We start from the raw sequence: 17,885 nt of genomic DNA, 5'->3' as shown, positions 1-17,885 counted from the left end.
GGTATGGGAACTGCCATTTGTTCATCATATCCGAGAAATGAATAGGAAAGGATGTTTCGAGTGCTAGTAGCAAAAGCCGAATTATACAAAAACTACATTAATGGTCAATGGGAGGATTCCTCCAGTGAAAAAACGTTTGTCAGCCTTAACCCGGCCAATAAAGAAGAAGTGGTCGGTGTCTTCCAGGCGTCGACACAAGAGGACGTGAAAAGGGCCATTGAATCTGCGGATGCCGCTTTTCCTTCCTGGTCTGATACGGCGCCTTCCAAGAGGGCAGCGATCCTTAACAAGGCAGCTCAATATTTGATCGACCATGTAGATCAATTTGCAAAGGAATTGACTCAGGAAGAAGGGAAGCCGATCGGGGCTGCCCGTGGGGAAGTGCTGAGATCTGCTGAAACCCTGAAATATTATGCGGTCGAAGGTCAAAGCCAAAGCGGAGAGACCTTTCCCCAGGATGATCCCAACATGGATGTATCATCGAAGCTTGAGCCGCTTGGTGTCATCACCGTCATCACTCCTTGGAACTTTCCATTATCGATACCTGCCCGTAAAATAGCGCCTGCATTGATCACAGGAAATACGGTTGTATTCAAGCCATCCTCTGAAACGCCATTGGTTGCTTATCGATTAGTGGAAGCTTTGGTACACGCCGGACTTCCGGATGGGGTACTTAATTTTGTAACGGGGAACTCCCGTGAAATAGGTGACAGCCTGGTCGACCATCCAGCAGTGAAGGCTGTGACGTTTACAGGATCTACTGGCGCCGGGGAACGCATTCATCGTAATGTTTCCTTCGATACGAGAACACAGATGGAGCTTGGCGGGAAGAATCCATTGATTGTGATGGAAGATGCCGATATCGAGCTTGCAGCTAAATTGACAGTGAATGGCGGCTACAATCTAAGTGGTCAGGCCTGTACGGGAACCAGTCGTGTCATCGTGATGAAAGAGGTCAAAGAGAAATTCCTCAGTGCTTTGGTGGAAAAAACAAAGAACCTAAAGATCGGTAACGGATTTGAAGAAGGGATCACGGTTTGTCCGTTGGCGAGTGAGAAGCAATTGACGAATGTGTTGAAATACATTGAAATCGGTAAAGAAGAGGGAGCCGACTTACTGTACGGGGGAGAGCATGTAACGGAAGGCGATTATGCAAAGGGCTATTACGTTCGTCCGGCGATCTTTACGGAGGTCGATCCTTCCATGAGGATTGCGAAAGAAGAAATCTTCGGTCCTGTCATCGCGGTGATCGAGGTTTCTGATTATGCTGAAGCGATCAAAGTGGCCAACGACGTTGAATACGGTCTGTCCGCATCGATTGTGACCAATAACTTAAAAACGGCCCAACAGTTCACGAAAGATATCAAAGCCGGCACCGTGAAAGTGAATCGGACAACGACCGGTAACCTGATGAACGCTCCATTTGGCGGCATCAAGAGGTCAAGTACGTCCACCTTCCGTGAATCTGGAAGAGCAGGACTCGATTTCTTCACTCAAATCAAGACCGTATATATAGGATACTAAAATTCTCTGGGGGTAACGACGATATGAAAACTGTACTAAGACTCCAACTCGAAGAAGCAAAAGTAATCATAGAAGAGGCAAAAAGAAAATCAGAAGAAATCAATGTACTTGAAACCATCGCAGTTGTCGATGACGGAGGACATGTGATTGCCCTTGAACGTATGAACGGCGCCCGGATCACCGGTCCCGACATCGCGATTGCCAAAGCGTTTACGGCAGCGGGGCATAAGCGTTCCACTCATTTATTTAACAAGGAACCGAACGGGCCTGTATTGCCGGGGAATGAAGCATTTGGTATCCAGCAGATGCTCCCAGGGAAGTTTGCGGTATTTGTCGGAGGATTTCCGATCGTAGTGGATGGTGAAGTCATCGGCGGCATCGGGGTCAGCGGCGGTAACGGTGAACAGGATACGGCTGTCGGAACAGCTGCGCTGAAAGCATTGCAGTCCCACTTAAAGGATCATGACGTCGTAACAGATGCAGATATTAAGAAATAAGTCATTGCAGCCGAGGTCCTGACGATAAAATAATGAAAGAAGGAGTAGGCATGAAATCTTATTTGGACCTTACGGTTGGTTTTGCCAGAACGGGAGTGACCGGATATGGGGGAGGACCCTCCACCATACCATTGATCGAATATGAAGCAGTGAAGAAATACGAATGGATGACAGAGGATGAGTTCGGCCAGACCCTGGCACTTGCCAACACGCTGCCGGGTCCGATCGCTACGAAGATGGCTGCGTATATCGGATACAAAGTGAATGGTAACCTGGGAGCGGCAGTAGCGATCCTGGCCCATATCCTTCCTTCTTTGTTTGGAATGTTATTCATGCTCGGCCTCCTTTACAAGTACCGGACGTCCCCGATTGTAGGGGGAATGGTGCAGGGAGTGACGCCGATCATCGGGATCATGCTGCTTGAGATGGCGTACAAGTTCGCAGACAAGGCACGTAAAGGTCTCGGGCTGCCCATCGCATTTGGGCTGGGTGGCGTTTCCCTTGTACTGATCCAGTTCCTGAATCTACATCCGGGAATCATGATCGGGGCTTGCCTACTTGGAGCCTTTATCGTGGCCGCATATAAGAACCGGAGGAAAGAAGTGTCTGAAGACATGTATGAGCCAAGAAAGGAAAAGAGCGTATGATCTATTGGGATATTTTCTGGGCGTTTTTCATCTCGAATCTCCTTGGGTATGGCGGCGGGCCATCAACGATTCCATTGATTCAGAACGAAGTGGTCAACCGCTATGAATGGATGACCCTGGGCGAGTTCGGGGATCTGTTCGCGATTGCAAACGTCCTGCCCGGACCGATCGCGACGAAGATGGCAGGGTTCATCGGCTATGAAATGGGAGGCGTGTTGGGGATGGTGATTGCCCTTGCAGCAACCATTCTTCCATCAGCGATCGCCGTCATCATCCTTTTCAAATTCGTGAACCTTTTCAAGGATTCCCCGCAGGTAAAGCTGATGACACTATCCGTACAGCCCGTCATTGCCGTTTTACTCGGGGTACTGGCATATCAATTCTTCCTGTCCGCCTTTGAAAAAAGCGGAGTATTGCATCTTGTGATCCTGACTGCTGCAGGCTTTCTAGTCATGAAAAAGCTTAAGGTCCATCCGGCACTTGTGATTGTATGTGCACTATTTTATGGAGGAATCTTTTTATCGAATTAATGGAAGGCGATCAAGTTCAGCTTGATCGTTTTTGCATTTTTAGAAAGTGATTTTTGCATTTTTTTATGTGGCTGGGGTTGGGGATGGTGCTTGCGTGTAAACGATAATGGTTATTGTCGTCCACAATTTGGCACAAGTTTAGTGGAAAGTGGCACAACAACAACTAAAATGGTCTACATTTCAGAGGATAATCAGCAGAAAGTGAAGGTTTTTAAGGCAAATGTGCCAACTTGGCAGGTGATTTTCAAGAAAAGAAATTTGAGATGGATAAAAACTAAAGTTTTATTCTCTAAATATCTTAGTTTTGCGTTACAAGCGCCCTTTCCATCATAAGTAACGTCAAAAATATCTTAATAATATAAAAATGACAGAGTCTTTGATAAAATAGATAAACAAGTGATTTTATATCGGAGAAGGGGATAATGAAATGAAGTGGGAAGAAGAGGAATTACTTTCAATCCGTGAGCGTGCATATATTTATTTAAAAGATTTGATTCTGGGCGGAGAATACAAGCCAGGTGACCGCCTGATCGAGAGGGAAGTGGCAAGTAAACTGAATATCAGCCGGACCCCGATTCGTGAAGCACTGTTCCGGCTTGAATCTCAAGGCTTCGTCAAGACAGTCCCTAGAAAAGGCGTCATTGTTTCCAATATATCTGAAGAGGAAGTCATCGAAGTGTTTACGATTCTTTCTTCACTCGAGGTCTTGGCTGCAAAGCTTGCCGCGCAGAAAATGGATGACGACATACAACAAGAGTTCAATGAGAAGATCGAAAAGCTGGAAGCGTTGGAAAAAGGTGAGGGAGAAGGGATCGATACGGAACATATCGAGATGAACCTCCTCCTCTATAAAGCCGCCAAAAGCCCGAAGCTTTTCCAAATCCTTTCCGGGTTGACCGATTATATTCAGATGTCTGCCAGTATGGGATACGAAACCCCGGGACGCAGGAAGGAATCCTTAAAGGAGCATATCCAAATCATGAAAGCGGTAAGGGATAAAGAAGCGGATATGGCCGAATTCTTAACGAAGATCCACATTGAAAATTCCAAAAAAGCCTATATCCATTTCATCGAAAAGCAAAAAGAAAAAGTGAAGAAAAAATAAAGAGGGACTGTGTCTGAATGATGAGACACAGTCTTTTTTTGTGGAAGTGGACTCAAATCCCAATGACAACAGGGGAAGTAAGGTTATTCAAGGCTTTGCAAATGCTCATGGCTACAATGTAGCCCGATTTAGGATTGTCTGCCGACGGGGTATTCTGGATGGTCAGTTCCACCTCGCCGAAGTATCCCTTTGCTACGATCTGATGGGTATTATTCTTCACTCCCGGGTCTACCAGTACCTGTACCTTCGTTTGATCAAACCCTACCCCGGCAATGCTGAGGGCAGCAGAAACATTCGTACTCTGCGGAAAGAGTTTAGCAGATTCACGGGCTGTACCTTCATAGATTGTAAATTCTTCCTTGATGGTATCTAAATCTACTTTTGCTTCAGCGACCGTTCCTCTCCATGCCTCCGGTGGTTTGCGGGTAATGAGCTTTACTTCATCCAGCTCATTGATGGAGGACGCAGCGATGCGGTCCAAGCCTCCTATGGCAGCTGAAGGAAGAATCAATTTACGGCCATACTTCCTTGCTGCTTCGACGACTTCCTCATATAGCTCCACATCAGAGAACGCTCCTACAGATACCGTTATAAAGTGACTGCCCGTTGATAGGGATTTCACTGCATATTGATAGACAGCATCATGGCCCGCACATTCTATGATTACGTCCAGTCCGGAAGAGAAGAAGGTTTCCTCGCTATCCCTCACCATGAAACTCTCAGTCTTTAATTCTTCATATTGCTCTGAGTTCCTTACGAGAATCGCGTGCACCTCTGTCCCCTCTACCTTATCTTCCTTTATATAGGAGACAACATCTTTCCCGATCGCGCCGTACCCGATTAATCCTACTTTTAACATGATGGAATCCTTCCTTTCGTTTTGATGGAATTTTGTATACCAAGAAGTATAGCAGTAGAGCATTCGTTATTCAAATTAAAATTCAGAAAAGTGAGAAATGACTAAAAATATATTGTCAGAATATTTCGTTTGTGGTATATTGTATACCAAGAAGGATTAAGGGAGGAATACTCGATGCCTAAAATCAATTATTCTACAAGTGGAAAAGTTCTGGATGTACCTGAAAACTCAAATATATTACGAATGTCCTTACGATACGATGGCGATCTTCCTAACAAATGCGGTGGGGGGATATGCGGAAGCTGCCTTTGCAAGATCGAAGAGGGAGCTGAGAACCTGGACAACGTGAAGGTTCAGGAACGGAGAAAGCTCGGCGAAGAATGGCTTGAAAAAGGATATCGCTTAGGGTGCCAAACATTTGTCACGGATGGGGATGTCACGATTTCCTGGGATGAAGAAACAACAAAGGTTGTGAAGAAAAGAAAACCGGATAAAATCCAAAAACAAGTAGTCAATAAATAAGACGAAACACATTAAATGAAAGAGGTGTAGCAAATGTGGACGTGTAAAAAACATGTGACGAAGGCAATTGAAATATTGGATGTCCCTCATATCCGCAAGGCTCCGGAGGGTGTGAAATGTTCTTTTTGCGATAAACAGGCAAACCTCAATGTGTTCTATTCCCATCAACCAAGTACATTCAAAAATAGAAGGGAAACGCTTTTGCAAACATCATAATCTGCTGCATCTTGATTTAATGGCACTCGCCAGGAAGGAAGATCGATGTGGAGAAACAATTGATAAAGGTTGAAGACAGGCTTGAAGAAATGGGACTGATCCTGCCCGAAAAGCCTAAACCGTCGGGGCATTACTTAGGGTCGGTACGAGCGGATCCATTTTTATTCGTCAGCGGGGTGACCTGTAAGTGGAATGGAGATCTCCCCTACAAAGGAAGGGTTGGAGTGGATGTATCGATAGAGGAAGGATACGAGGCCGCGCGGTTGACGACACTTAATCAGCTCGCAATCGTGAAGGATGTATTGGGATGCTTCAGCCTTATCGAACGTGTCGTGAAAGTCACAGGATATGTCAGTTGTGAAGCAGGTTTTCCAGATGTTCCGAAGGTGATCAATGGTTCATCCGATCTGCTGGTTGAATTGTTCGGGGAAAATGGGAAGCATGCCAGATGTGCAGTGGGAGTCAGTTCCCTGCCAGGCAATGCAGCGGTAGAGACGGACTTGCTTCTTTTGTTAAAGAAGTTATAGGTCAAACAACGTTGAAGAAAAGGGGTTTGAGTGTATGGAAAAAGGTCCAGTTTTTGATGTCACAATCATCGGGGGAGGACCGACAGGATTATTTACGGCTTTTTACGCAGGGATGCGTCAGATGAGCGTGAAGATCATAGAAAGTATGCCTCAATTAGGAGGCCAGCTGTCGGCTCTGTACCCGGAAAAATATATTTATGATGTAGCGGGGTTCCCTAAAGTGCTTGCGAAGGATTTAGTTGACGGCTTAAAGGAGCAAGCCTTTCAGTTCAATCCTTCTGTAAGTCTGGGTCAGACTGTGGAAAAAGTGGAAAGGCTTCCTGATGGGTCTTTTTTATTAACGGCGAATAATGGGGAAGTCCACCAGACCAAAACCATCATCGTCACAGCAGGTGCGGGGGCATTCAAGCCACGCCCGCTGGGAATCGAAGGGTTAGACGAGGAATATCAGAACCTTCATTATTTCGTTAATGATCTACAACGCTTCAAAGACAGGAAAGTGATGGTCTGCGGAGGCGGGGATTCAGCGGTCGATTGGGCGAATATGCTCGAACCGATTGCAAGCGAGGTAACACTCGTTCATAGAAGGGATAAGTTCAGGGCCCATGAACACAGTGTTCAGCAGCTAATGAATTCGAATGTCAGGATCATGACCCCCTACAATGTAGCGGAATTGAATACAGAGAGCTCCACGATTCGTCACGTCGTCCTTCACCGCGCGAAAGAGGAGCGGACTGAAATTGTTGATGTGGATGATGTTCTTGTCAATTACGGTTTCATTTCTTCACTTGGTCCCATAAAAGACTGGGAGCTTCAAATCGAGAAGAATTCAATTGTCGTCGATTATAAAATGGAGACGGATATAAAAGGGATCTTTGCCGTCGGCGATATCGCCACCTATCAAGGGAAAATCAAACTGATCGCCACCGGGTTCGGCGAGGCACCTGTAGCCGTAAGCCATGCCAAACAATATGTCGATCCCAGTGCACGCGTGCAGCCATTACATAGTACAAGCGTGATGGGGCAAACGGATAAGAAAGAAACCATCAAAGCGTAAAGGAGATTGAATATGGGTAAATACACGATCATAGACCAGGAAACCTGTATTGCCTGCGGATCATGCGGAGTATCCTCCCCTGAAGTATACGACTACGACGAAGAAGGACTGGCATTTGTCTTGTTGGATGATAACAAAGGGACAACACCAATTCCGGAAGAATTCATGGAAGACGTGGAAGAAGCATATGAAGACTGTCCGACGGAATCTATTAAACTGTCGGATACGCCGTTTGGGTGATGGTGGGACGGGGGGACAGGCACCTTGTCCCTCGGTCCCCGCAACCGAGCTTAATGAAATAAAGGTGGGCTAATAAGCAGCATTCTCCTTATTAGTCCACCTTTTTGATTCATGGAAGAGACAAGGGACAGGCCCCTTAGTTCCACCGCAGCCTAGTCCCTTAACCGCACCAAAATCCCATTCCCCTTATCACTTACCTTCACCACTGCAGCCTTCACTTTCCCCTCAACATCCAGCCCGGTTCCTTCCGGGATGAAGAAATGTTCGATTCCATATGTGATCTGGGCGTTGTTGTCCCATGAGTTTGTAACTTTTCCGTTGAGTAGGACATCACCGGGTTTCTTTTCGTAAGGAGTATTCCATTTCTCGTTAAAGCGATAAATACCCACATGTTCATGGATGCCTTGTGCATTTTTGCGCAACACAATAGTGATGGGTCCGTTGTCTTCAATGGAGGTGTCTTCAAGCTGAGAAATCGTGTAATTCAATTCCACATAGTCACCCTGGAGGAGAGATCTCGGATCGACAGGTTGAAGTTCCAGTACGATCGTTTCCCCATTTTTTAAAAGGGTCTCGTTGGAATAAACCTGGTACCCAACCCATCCCGCTTGAAGAAGTATGATCAGAATGATTCCGAGTCTCTTACCGGCAAGCATTGAGTGTGATTTCTGATCAGAACCAACTTTCCTATCCAGATAAACCGCCATCATTAAGAAGAGGATTCCCAACACGGCTAAAAGCAGGGATTTATGGACGAGCTTCCAGGCCAGATCATAATACAGCTGGACGATAAGCATGAACCAGAATACCAGCGATGAAACCCAATAGAAGGTGCGGTCCTGCTTTTTGAAGTAATAGACGCAGCCTGTCGCGGTCAGAAAAAACAGAGCGGTATAGACAATATGAAGCGTTAATGAAAGGACGATTGTAGTTAACGAGAAAAAGGCAAGGAAGCCAATGAGAAACGCTCCATATTGTAGGATATATTTTTTATAAGTAGCAAGGTACACGGCAACATTCAAGAGCGTCATCACGACAAGGAGGGGATGGGTACCTAGATCCAGGGTTTGGCCCAAGAAGATTGCTGTGTTCAATTGAAAGAGTAAGTAGAATACAAACCTCGCAGCGGACCGTTTCTCAACATAAAACACATAGGCCAGAACGAGAAACATCACAAACGAAAATTCATCAAACACACTTGCTGTCATCCCGATGATGATACCGGTCATCATGAGTGAATACTTTACAGGAGACGGCCAGCTGGTCAACGTGCTTGGGATGACGAGAAATACCGTCGCGAATACAAATAGAGTGACCATTGAGACATCGACCATGAGCAATGAAAGCAGTCCGAAAACAGACGCCACGATGAAAACAGAGGCGATGGTCGTGACACTTGCAATGAAGATTATCTTTGTCCAATGACGGGAAGAGGAATGCTTCCGTAAATAGTTCACAAGAAAAACACTTCCCGTTAGTAACAGAACGGCGGCAAATAAGAGACCGACAAAGAAAAGGCTGGATACATACCTTGCCATCAACTCGAACATTTTGATGATGATAAAGCCTGTTCCAAACATCGAAAGGATGATGAAGATGGATGTTTCTTTATGAAAGTACCTGTACACGCCAACGGCCAGGATGAAAACATAAAACAGGGTAAAGAAAACGGAATACTCGTTATCGAATGCTGTGACCATAAGGAGGAGATTGGCTGAGATCAGGCTCAGATAAAGGAGCGGCTTTGATGCAAGGTAGCCTTTTTTAATGATCAAAAATAAGAGAGTGTTCAGAATTCCTACTCCAAACGCGATCCATGTATGGGCGAGTGTCCAGTGCCCGAATGGAGATGAAGGGAACAGATAAAAATAAATCGTCAAATGGATGAGGATATGGGTTAATACGTAAAATCCGCTATACCTTGTGTTCAAGCTGAATAAAAGCGCCGGAATAGACCAGACAAGGAACAGCAAGAAACTGTCCGCATGGGAATTGTACAGCTGCCCGAGTAAGGCGACGGACAAGCCGAAGGAAATCACCCCGCTGACCATCAGCCAGTTTGAAAGGAAGTGGGCCCCCTTTAACACACGGTCCAACAGAAAAGCTGCCCCATAGAACAATACAATCAAAAATCCCGCCAAAGCCACTTTCTCAAGCCGCGAAAACACCTGCCAGTTAGAAGCGAAAAAATAAAGTGCACTTGCCAATAAAAACACAACCCCGAATAAATACGTCAGTGAAATCACTTTTTTCATATGGTTCACCCCTTTTTTAGTTGATTACTCTACTATATGAGAGAGAAAGATAATATAGGCATATGGGACGGGGAGGGAATAATAAGAAAACAGCTTCTTGGACAATTTACAATATTTAATGGAGTTGGCATATGTGTGGGGGAATAAGTGCTCTTAAAATTAATTACCATTTTATGTTATATTTATTTTCAGATAATTATAATTTCTGGACTTTCAGTATAAGTGTTTAATAGGAAATAAGGGTATGCTGAATACAGAAATTATAGAAAACAGGAAAGGATAGACAGTTATGATTAAACTTATTCAAAAGTGGATAAAGCCATCCAGATGTGCGATCTGCCACCAAAAGCCTATTCAAGATAGACACTATTTCAATGATAGAGGTAAGAAGATAGCGGTTTGCTTTAAGTGCGTACCATATGCTGAGAGAAGAGCATTTCGGAGGTAGTGGGGGCGAATTAGTGTTGATATGAGACACAAGAAAAAAGATAAAATTTTTAAAAAGTTCTGTAAACAAAGCTAGCCTTTGAGCACGGCTCGTTCCTCAAATACAGAAGGTGGTAGAGTACAGGCATTTAGTTAGGGTAAAGTTTTTGTCGTGAACGTTCAATGTTGGTGTTCACAGTTTACCACAATAAAGTTAAAAATAGCACGACTCCTTGGAGAATGCAGGCAGAATTAAGGGTATTTAAGGAAAATAAATAACCCCAAATCTAGTCAGCTACTAAATCCGGGGTCATTGATCTACATTAAAGGTTATGCTCCAGCTTTTAAATCAGCATTTTCTTGGATCACAGTATTCATGTCATTATTAATTTCTTTAAAGCGTTTGATCATCTTGTATAAATAGAATGGAGCTACAAAACCTCCGATAACCCACGAAGCCAGGAGCTTCGCAAATGGATAAATGATCCACCCTCTTATTCCCATAAATAATACCCAACCACTAAGTATGCGAGAAATAAGTGTCCATCCAAATGGGATTGCCGCAATAAAATAAGTAGATATGATAGCCGTTCCTAGGGATCCTGAACCAATACTAAAAATCATCCCTATAAACAATAAAATTCCGGAAATAGTGAATTTCTTTACTATTTCTTTCCGCTCACTACTTTGACTGCTTGTAAAACAGCCCTCACATAAAATGGGATTGAAGCGATCTGAACAGGAACTACATAATGTCCTTCCACATTCATGACAACTAGCTGACCCGGCAGTACCGTGATGATAATAACAGTTCATATAATTCTTTCCTCCTATTACTTTAGACTCAATAAATATTATCTCTTATTTCTTTTTGGTGTTCAACAAATATTTCCATATTTTTATGAAATTGTTAATTTTGCATCCTTCTATCAAAAACATATATTGCTAATTTAATAGGATGAAAGTATTATGTATTTACAACCATAAAATTCCTGTTTTTGTAAAAGGTTACAGACATTGTTCTGTACTTTTTTCTTTGTGACCTTCGGTTGACTAAACACTATTATTTAAAGGGGATTATGTATGAAAAAAGTTTTGATTTTGGTGATGGTTTTAGGTTTATTTGGTATGCCTTTTTATTCTGTTGAAGTGGCAAAGGCAAATGGAGATACTGCTGCTCCTTCAGATGATCAATTAGCAAAACGAGTGATTGTGAAGTTGAAAAAGCCAGTGGATAAAGCAGCTATTGAGGGGTATGAGGTATTGGCAAATCAAGAAAATGATGCCGCTCCGATTGTGACAATGGATGTCCCTGAAGGGCAGGATGTGGAATCTTTTATAAAGGATCTAGAGAATGATCGTGATGTAGAGTATGCAGAACCTGATCACTTGATTAAATTGAACCACGTACCGAATGACTCTTATTATAGTGTTCAGTGGCACCACCAAATGATCGAGTCCGAAAGAGCATGGGATCAAATAAGAGGTTCATCGGATGTGGTGGTGGCTGTCATTGACAATGGTGTGGATATGGATCATCAGGATTTGAGAGATCGTATTGTTTCTCCTTATGATACAGTGTTCGATTCCCCCTACACCCTGACCAAAGGTGATCATGGTACCCATGTAGCGGGAATAATAGGGAGTTCCATGGACAACTGGACTGGGGTAACAGGTGTTTCTCCATTTACGAGTATCATGCCGATTGATGCATTTACAGATGAATATGCTTATTCTTCTGATGTTATCCAGGGAATTTACTATGCAGTCCATAACGGGGCAGACATTATTAATATGAGTTTAGGTAGCTATAATTATAGTTACTCTTATAATGAAGCGATTCAATATGCATATAATAATGGAGTGGTTGTAGTGGCAGCGGCAGGGAATGAAAATACGAGTTTAACTCATTATCCTTCTTCCTACCCGAATGTCATCTCTGTGGCATCGACAGATCGCTATGATCAAAAATCGTATTTTTCAAACTATGGAAGTGAAATTGATATAGCCGCACCCGGTTCTTCCATTTTTTCTTCTTTACCCTATAATTCATACGGAACCATGAGCGGAACTTCCATGGCTTCACCAGTGGTAGCCGGGGTAGCAGCACTTATAGTAGCAAATGAACCTGATTTGACAAATGCTCAAGTCGAACAACGTTTGTATGCTACAGCCGATGACCTCGGTGAATCAGGGAAGGACGACTATTTTGGGCATGGCCGTGTGAATGCCAGAAAAGCAGTCGGAGTTGCCCGCTATGTAGCACCTCCTCAAGTCTCACAAGTATATGATTACTCTACATATGTAGAAGGAACCGTTGAAACAGGCGATGATAGTTATATTGAAGTAACCAATGGACAACAAGTCATTGGAAACGGATTTCCTTATGGAGGAAGTTTTTATATTGATATTCCAAAACAACCGGCAGGGACGACTCTATGGGTAACCGTGACAGACGGTGATACCACAAGTGAAGCAACGTCCATTACGGTAATGGACGGAACAAGCCCTGATGTTCCAACCGTGAATGAAGTAACCGACCGCCACACCTCAGTGACTGGAAAAGCGGAAGCAGGGGCGACGGTAGAGGTCAAAGCCGGACCTGAAATCATCGGGTCTTCGACGAGTGATGGATCATTCACAGTCGGAATCGCTAAACAAAAAGCGGGAACGGAATTAAGCGTTTATGCCATCGATGGATCTGGAAACCAAAGTGGATCAGCAGTGGTGACGGTAAAGGACAAAACAGCGCCTGCTAAACCAACTGTTAACCCGATAGGCGACAACTCGACTGCCGTCACAGGGAAAGCAGAAGTGGGCTCTATAGTGGTTGCAAAAGTGGGTTCAACAGAGCTGGGCCGAGCAACGACTAACAGTAGTGGTGCTTATACCATTACAATCAGTAAACAAAAAGTAGGTACCGAAATAAGTGTATATGCAGCGGATGCTATAGGAAATCAGAGTGAAACAGTAAATGTTACTGTCGAAGACAAAATAGCACCAGCGAAGCCGACTGTGAATCCAGTAGGGGATCAGTCAACGTCGATTACAGGAAAAGCGGAAGCAAACGCAACTGTGTTTGCAAAAGTCGGATCAGCAGAGATTGGAAAGACATCTGCAAACAGCACAGGTGATTTTACTTTGGCGATCAGCAAGCAAAAAGCAGGCACGGAGATTAGTGTGTATGCAGTAGATGCTGTCGGTAACAAAGGTGAAGCGACAACTGTAAAGGTTGAAGATAAGACAGCTCCAGCAAAACCAACCGTAAATCCAGTAGGAGATAATTCGCTTTCTATCACTGGAAAAGCAGAAGCGAACACTAATGTGCTTGCTAAAGTTGGTTCAACTGAGCTTGGCAGAGCCACTGCGAACAGTAATGGTGATTTTACCATTACAATCAGTAAGCAAAAAGCGGGTACAGAAGTAAGTGTGTATTCAGTGGATGCATCAGGAAATCACAGTGAAACAGTAAAAGTTACTGTCGAAGATAAAACGTCACCAGCGAAGCCGACTGTAAATCCTGTAGGAGACCAGTCAACGTCGATTACAGGAAAAGCAGAAGCGAATTCCACAGTCTATGCGAGTTCAGATTCAACGGAAATCGGGAAAACATCTGCGAATAATAATGGTGAATTCACGATTGCAATCAGTAAACAAAAAGCAGGCACCGAACTCAGTGTGCATGCAGAAGACCAAGCAGGTAACAAGAGTGCCATTGCTAAAGTACAAGTTGAGAAAGGAAAACCTCAACTGAAAACCCTGATCGGCACAACGAGGTATTCAACCGCTGTTGAAGTATCGAAACAGGGGTGGGAAACATCCTCAACAGTATTTTTAGTTAACGGTGGTGCGATTGCAGATGGTTTAACCGCCACACCATTAGCTTCTGCACACGACGCACCAATTCTACTGACAACAAAAGGGACGTTGCCAGCAGAAACAGAAGCAGAATTAAAACGACTTGGCACGAAGAAAATTGTATTAATCGGTGGTAGCGGGGTTATTTCCGATGAGGTAAAAGGAGCACTTTTGAAGGTGGGTTATAGTGTTTCTCGTATTGGAGGTAAAGATCGTTACGAAACCTCTTTACTCATTGCAAAGCAGCTCGATAAATCAGTCGATGTGACGGAAGCATATCTTGCTTATGGAAGAGGGGAACCGGATGCACTGTCGATTGCGGTCCAATCTGGAAAGGTGAAACAACCGATCATTCTTTCAGAGAAAAAATCTGTTCCTAAAGCCACGTATGACTGGTTGAAATCGGAAGATTTATCGAACGCTCACTTTATCGGGGGAGCAGCGGTACTTGATGCAGCCATCATGAAAGAAATAAATAGCATCACAACTAAGAATGTGGAGGGCAACCGTATCAGCGGCCTTTCCCGACATGATACCAATGCGAAAGTGATAGAAAAATTCTACACAGAAAATCACTATCCAACCATTTTAATTGCCAAATCCGAAACAGCCAAACTGGTTGACGCCCTATCAGCAGGTCCACTTGCGTCTAAACTCGGCGTACCAGTACTGCTCGTTTCACAAAAAGGACTGGAAAGATCTCAGATTGATACTATTGAAGGTAAGACTTCTTCAGAAGTTCATCAGATTGGTGGGGGGATTAATGAAGCAGTGGTAGGAGAGGTTTTAAAGTATATGGATTGATGTGGATTAGTAAAGGAGCCAAAGGGGATAGTTCTCTTGGCTCCTTTTTCTCTTTTCTTATTAATGAGGTAAGCAAGGGGACAGGTTCCATGGTTCCTCTTTTTAGAAAGGAGGATTGCAGAATTTACAGGGCTAATGGCGAATACTTTATACAACTCCCCACCAATTCACCATATTCTTTTCAGCGCTCTAAACTCTATTTCACCTTTCATCCAATTACCTAATTCCCCCTGACCAAGACACATAGCACTTCGTTTTCTAATTGCATATGAAGAGGTGAAAACTATGGTTAGCCAGTAAAATGCCCTTATTAATGAACTTACAGTAGAGTTTGTATTCATGTGAATAATAAAAGGAGGGTGAATGTTTTCTGAGGTAGTAAATGGTTAACTATAAAAAAATACACGGGTTAAGGTGGTTTGCTAAATGCCAAGGAAAGCCAGGATAAAGAGCAGAAGTGGGATTTATCATATTATGTTGAGGAAACAACAGTCAAACAATTTTTAAAACGACGAAGATAAGCAAAGATTTGTCGGCACGTTACTAAAGTATAAAAGTAATAATAAGCTTATTACCTATTTCATTATGGATAATGATGTTCACGTTTTATTAAAGAAACCTCCGACCCTATACCTATCCTCATTAAAAAATCAGTTCAAGTTGCGTTTATTGGAATAATACCAAATACAACCGATGTGGACTTTTATGTCATGCACGGTTTATAAGTACATGCCTAGAAGTTACTTTAAGCGATCGTAAAACAGATCCGAAGTTCGACTATATATGTGCAAGCTAGTAGTTACAAACAACAGCATGTTTCAGAAAATGAATAAGGAACGGAGAAATAAATTCTTAGCAATGTTGAAAACACTAAAGGTGTATCGGAAAGTCAACTATCTAAGGTGACTGGAGTATTCAGAAAAGGGATTCACAGAGTAAAGTGATTGGGAGCCAGGGAACCTGTCCCTTGACTCGCGTTCGGGTGTATATTATAAAGAACAAAACGTTCTCAATAATAAATAGAAAGATAAGATATATAGAGATAAATAGAGGAAAACCACGCTTTTTGTTCTTTTTAACGAATAAACGACCGGATTTGAAGTTTTTCAATCTATGACATTTGTCTTATACTTCAAGTGTAAGGTTCGTTAAAAAGAACAAAATAAACTTTTGAACGAACCGAATAATAGGATGAAAACGAGGAGGAATTTAGAAATGAGTATTAAGCAAAAATTAGGTTTAGGCGTAGCATCAGCGGCACTAGGATTGGCATTAGTTGGGGGAGGTACATATGCGTACTTTAGTGATACTGCAGAAGCTAACGCAACGTTTGCAGCAGGTACATTAGATCTGAGTGCAAATCCAACAACAATTGTCGATGTAGGTAATATTAAACCAGGAGATACAATGCTACGTTCATTTGAATTAGTTAATGGTGGAACGCTTGATATTGCAACAATTGATTTAATGACGAAATACACTGTAACCGATGCAAATAATAACAATACAGAAGATTTAGGAAAACATATTCGAGTTAATTTCTTAATAAATGCAGATAAATTAGATGCACCAATTTGGTCCACAACTTTATATGATTTGAAAAATATGTCTCCAGATGTTATTGAAGGGAATTTCTGGAGTGGGTGGTTTGCTGAGCATGGAGGGAACCTTGCTGCAGGGAGTACAGATACTCTTTATGTTCAATACGAATTTGTAGAGAATGGCCAAGACCAAAACAGATTCCAAGGCGATTCCCTTAAACTAGAATGGACATTTGATGGTAAGCAAGGCGCAGGTGTAGAACGTTAAGATAGAATAATGGAAAGGTGGGTCCCCACCCACCTTTCTTCTATTAAATAATAATTTGATTTTCTGAAGAAGTCAGAAGGATATAACTTCTGACTTCTTCAAGAAATTAATTCATCACATATCCAAAGGATGTGATCTCCATAAGATACCCAAGAACAAGAAAACACAAAACCCCAACAAAAAAGTGGAAGCTTCTATGTCAGTTAATGGTCATCTGGTATGCCACTACCATCACGACTTCTTTTGTAGACGGTAGTACAGGCGCCTACTTTAACGATCAAGACCATGTAACTGGTGTAATCACTGCTGGAACTTGGAGTATATGGGATAACAGTTCTCTAAGCTTCCCTGATCAACAGGATAGGACGGTTAAGGCTTGTTCCCCAATTGATATTTCAACCAGAATTGTGAATACGGGAAGTGCCATGCAAGGTACAACGGAATATGAAGTATTCTATGAACCTGGTGGAAAAAATCCTATGAAAGCCGGTGAAAAGATAAGTAGTGGGATGATTCAACCTATACCTGAAGGTGGAACAGACAAGATCGTCTTTAACACAACTAAGCCGGGATCTTATAAATTCAAAGCCCTTCAACGCCCAGGACACGGAAATAAGGAAGATACCAGACATGAATTATGGAGTGAAACAATTACTATAAAGTGCGACAAAGAAACACCAAAAGCCCCTGATAAGGGCGGAGATGAAAGTAAACCTGTGCCACCAGAAGAAATAGACAAAAAAGAAGAACAGGAAGTAACCGAAACTGACACAGCTAATGATCAAATTAAAGAGAACAATAAGGAAGAATCTCCACCACAGGAAGAGGAAAAGCAAGAACCTGAACAGCCTGCAGTACCTGCTGAGCCAGAACCAGAAGAGAATGCACAACCCGAAGTTACAGGAGCAAGTGTCCAAAATTCAGAAGCGCCCCCATCCAAGGAAGAAGAACAGGTAGAACCATCTCCAGCTTCACCTGATAAAACTAGTAATCAAGAGTAAAAGAAAGG

16 protein-coding genes are annotated in these 17,885 nt (G+C 43.1%); 13 read left to right on the top strand and 3 right to left on the bottom strand.

Going from position 1 to position 17,885, the window contains the following annotated elements; translation table 11 throughout:
• The first annotated feature begins 51 nt into the window (after nucleotides 1-51).
• The 6 genes from AAEM60_RS21230 to AAEM60_RS21205 all read left to right on the top strand — a co-directional run bounded on the left by AAEM60_RS21230 (nucleotide 52) and on the right by AAEM60_RS21205 (nucleotide 4,303).
• A complete protein-coding gene (locus tag AAEM60_RS21230; protein WP_341357060.1) occupies nucleotides 52-1,524 on the top strand; it encodes an aldehyde dehydrogenase family protein in 1,473 nt (490 codons plus the stop codon).
• A gap of 23 nt (nucleotides 1,525-1,547) precedes the next feature.
• Nucleotides 1,548-2,021, top strand: coding sequence for a heme-binding protein (locus AAEM60_RS21225; protein WP_299744478.1), 474 nt, complete (start codon nucleotides 1,548-1,550; stop codon nucleotides 2,019-2,021).
• Between the two features lie 50 nt (nucleotides 2,022-2,071).
• Nucleotides 2,072-2,668, top strand: coding sequence for a chromate transporter (locus AAEM60_RS21220; RefSeq protein ID WP_299744481.1), 597 nt, complete (start codon nucleotides 2,072-2,074; stop codon nucleotides 2,666-2,668).
• Nucleotides 2,665-3,198, top strand: a complete 534-nt coding sequence (locus AAEM60_RS21215; protein ID WP_341357059.1) for a chromate transporter — start codon at nucleotides 2,665-2,667, stop codon at nucleotides 3,196-3,198. The genes AAEM60_RS21220 and AAEM60_RS21215 overlap by 4 nt, the downstream gene beginning before the upstream one ends.
• Before the next feature lie 21 nt (nucleotides 3,199-3,219).
• A complete protein-coding gene (locus AAEM60_RS21210; RefSeq protein WP_341357058.1) occupies nucleotides 3,220-3,531 on the top strand; it encodes a hypothetical protein in 312 nt (103 codons plus the stop codon).
• A 94-nt stretch (nucleotides 3,532-3,625) separates the two neighbouring features.
• Nucleotides 3,626-4,303: a GntR family transcriptional regulator gene (locus tag AAEM60_RS21205; RefSeq protein ID WP_044339901.1), complete on the top strand. Its 678-nt coding sequence runs from the start codon at nucleotides 3,626-3,628 to the stop codon at nucleotides 4,301-4,303.
• Between the two features lie 52 nt (nucleotides 4,304-4,355).
• On the opposite strand, the gene AAEM60_RS21200 is transcribed toward AAEM60_RS21205, so the two are convergent.
• On the bottom strand, nucleotides 4,356-5,162 hold the full coding sequence (locus AAEM60_RS21200) for an aspartate dehydrogenase (RefSeq protein WP_341357057.1): 807 nt from the start codon (nucleotides 5,160-5,162) through the stop codon (nucleotides 4,356-4,358).
• A 174-nt stretch (nucleotides 5,163-5,336) separates the two neighbouring features.
• Between AAEM60_RS21200 and AAEM60_RS21195 the strand changes: the two genes are divergently transcribed.
• From AAEM60_RS21195 to AAEM60_RS21180, 4 genes are all read left to right on the top strand, one after another.
• Nucleotides 5,337-5,684 carry a 2Fe-2S iron-sulfur cluster-binding protein gene (locus tag AAEM60_RS21195; RefSeq protein WP_044339899.1) on the top strand — a complete coding sequence of 116 codons (348 nt, stop codon included), beginning with the start codon at nucleotides 5,337-5,339 and terminating at the stop codon, nucleotides 5,682-5,684.
• Nucleotides 5,685-5,947: 263 nt separating this feature from the next.
• Nucleotides 5,948-6,427 (top strand): RidA family protein, encoded by a 480-nt coding sequence (locus tag AAEM60_RS21190; protein ID WP_299744493.1) that lies wholly within the window; start codon nucleotides 5,948-5,950, stop codon nucleotides 6,425-6,427.
• A gap of 34 nt (nucleotides 6,428-6,461) precedes the next feature.
• The gene (locus tag AAEM60_RS21185) at nucleotides 6,462-7,484 is read left to right on the top strand and encodes an NAD(P)/FAD-dependent oxidoreductase (RefSeq protein ID WP_341357056.1); all 1,023 of its coding nucleotides are present in this window, start codon (nucleotides 6,462-6,464) and stop codon (nucleotides 7,482-7,484) included.
• A 12-nt stretch (nucleotides 7,485-7,496) separates the two neighbouring features.
• On the top strand, nucleotides 7,497-7,724 hold the full coding sequence (locus AAEM60_RS21180; RefSeq protein WP_299744499.1) for a ferredoxin: 228 nt from the start codon (nucleotides 7,497-7,499) through the stop codon (nucleotides 7,722-7,724).
• A 152-nt stretch (nucleotides 7,725-7,876) separates the two neighbouring features.
• Here AAEM60_RS21180 and AAEM60_RS21175 read toward each other — a convergent pair whose 3' ends face one another.
• Together AAEM60_RS21175 and AAEM60_RS21170 are read right to left on the bottom strand one after the other, a co-directional pair.
• The gene (locus AAEM60_RS21175) at nucleotides 7,877-9,979 is read right to left on the bottom strand and encodes a GDYXXLXY domain-containing protein (protein WP_341357055.1); all 2,103 of its coding nucleotides are present in this window, start codon (nucleotides 9,977-9,979) and stop codon (nucleotides 7,877-7,879) included.
• A 756-nt stretch (nucleotides 9,980-10,735) separates the two neighbouring features.
• The gene (locus tag AAEM60_RS21170) at nucleotides 10,736-11,221 is read right to left on the bottom strand and encodes a hypothetical protein (RefSeq protein ID WP_341357054.1); all 486 of its coding nucleotides are present in this window, start codon (nucleotides 11,219-11,221) and stop codon (nucleotides 10,736-10,738) included.
• Between the two features lie 267 nt (nucleotides 11,222-11,488).
• On the opposite strand from AAEM60_RS21170, the gene AAEM60_RS21165 reads away from it, so the two are divergent.
• The 3 genes from AAEM60_RS21165 to tapA all read left to right on the top strand — a co-directional run bounded on the left by AAEM60_RS21165 (nucleotide 11,489) and on the right by tapA (nucleotide 17,877).
• Nucleotides 11,489-15,067: an Ig-like domain-containing protein gene (locus AAEM60_RS21165; protein WP_341357053.1), complete on the top strand. Its 3,579-nt coding sequence runs from the start codon at nucleotides 11,489-11,491 to the stop codon at nucleotides 15,065-15,067.
• A 1,215-nt stretch (nucleotides 15,068-16,282) separates the two neighbouring features.
• A complete protein-coding gene (locus AAEM60_RS21160; RefSeq protein WP_341357052.1) occupies nucleotides 16,283-16,876 on the top strand; it encodes a CalY family protein in 594 nt (197 codons plus the stop codon).
• 131 nt (nucleotides 16,877-17,007) lie between these two features.
• Nucleotides 17,008-17,877, top strand: a complete 870-nt coding sequence (tapA, locus tag AAEM60_RS21155) for an amyloid fiber anchoring/assembly protein TapA (RefSeq protein ID WP_341357051.1) — start codon at nucleotides 17,008-17,010, stop codon at nucleotides 17,875-17,877.
• The last annotated feature ends 8 nt before the right edge of the window (nucleotides 17,878-17,885 follow it).

Source organism: Rossellomorea sp. y25 (assembly GCF_038049935.1).
Taxonomy (GTDB): Bacteria; Bacillota; Bacilli; order Bacillales; family Bacillaceae_B; genus Rossellomorea.
The sequence above is the reverse complement of the archived record's forward strand: the minus strand, read 5'-3'. Positions and strand labels throughout refer to the sequence as shown.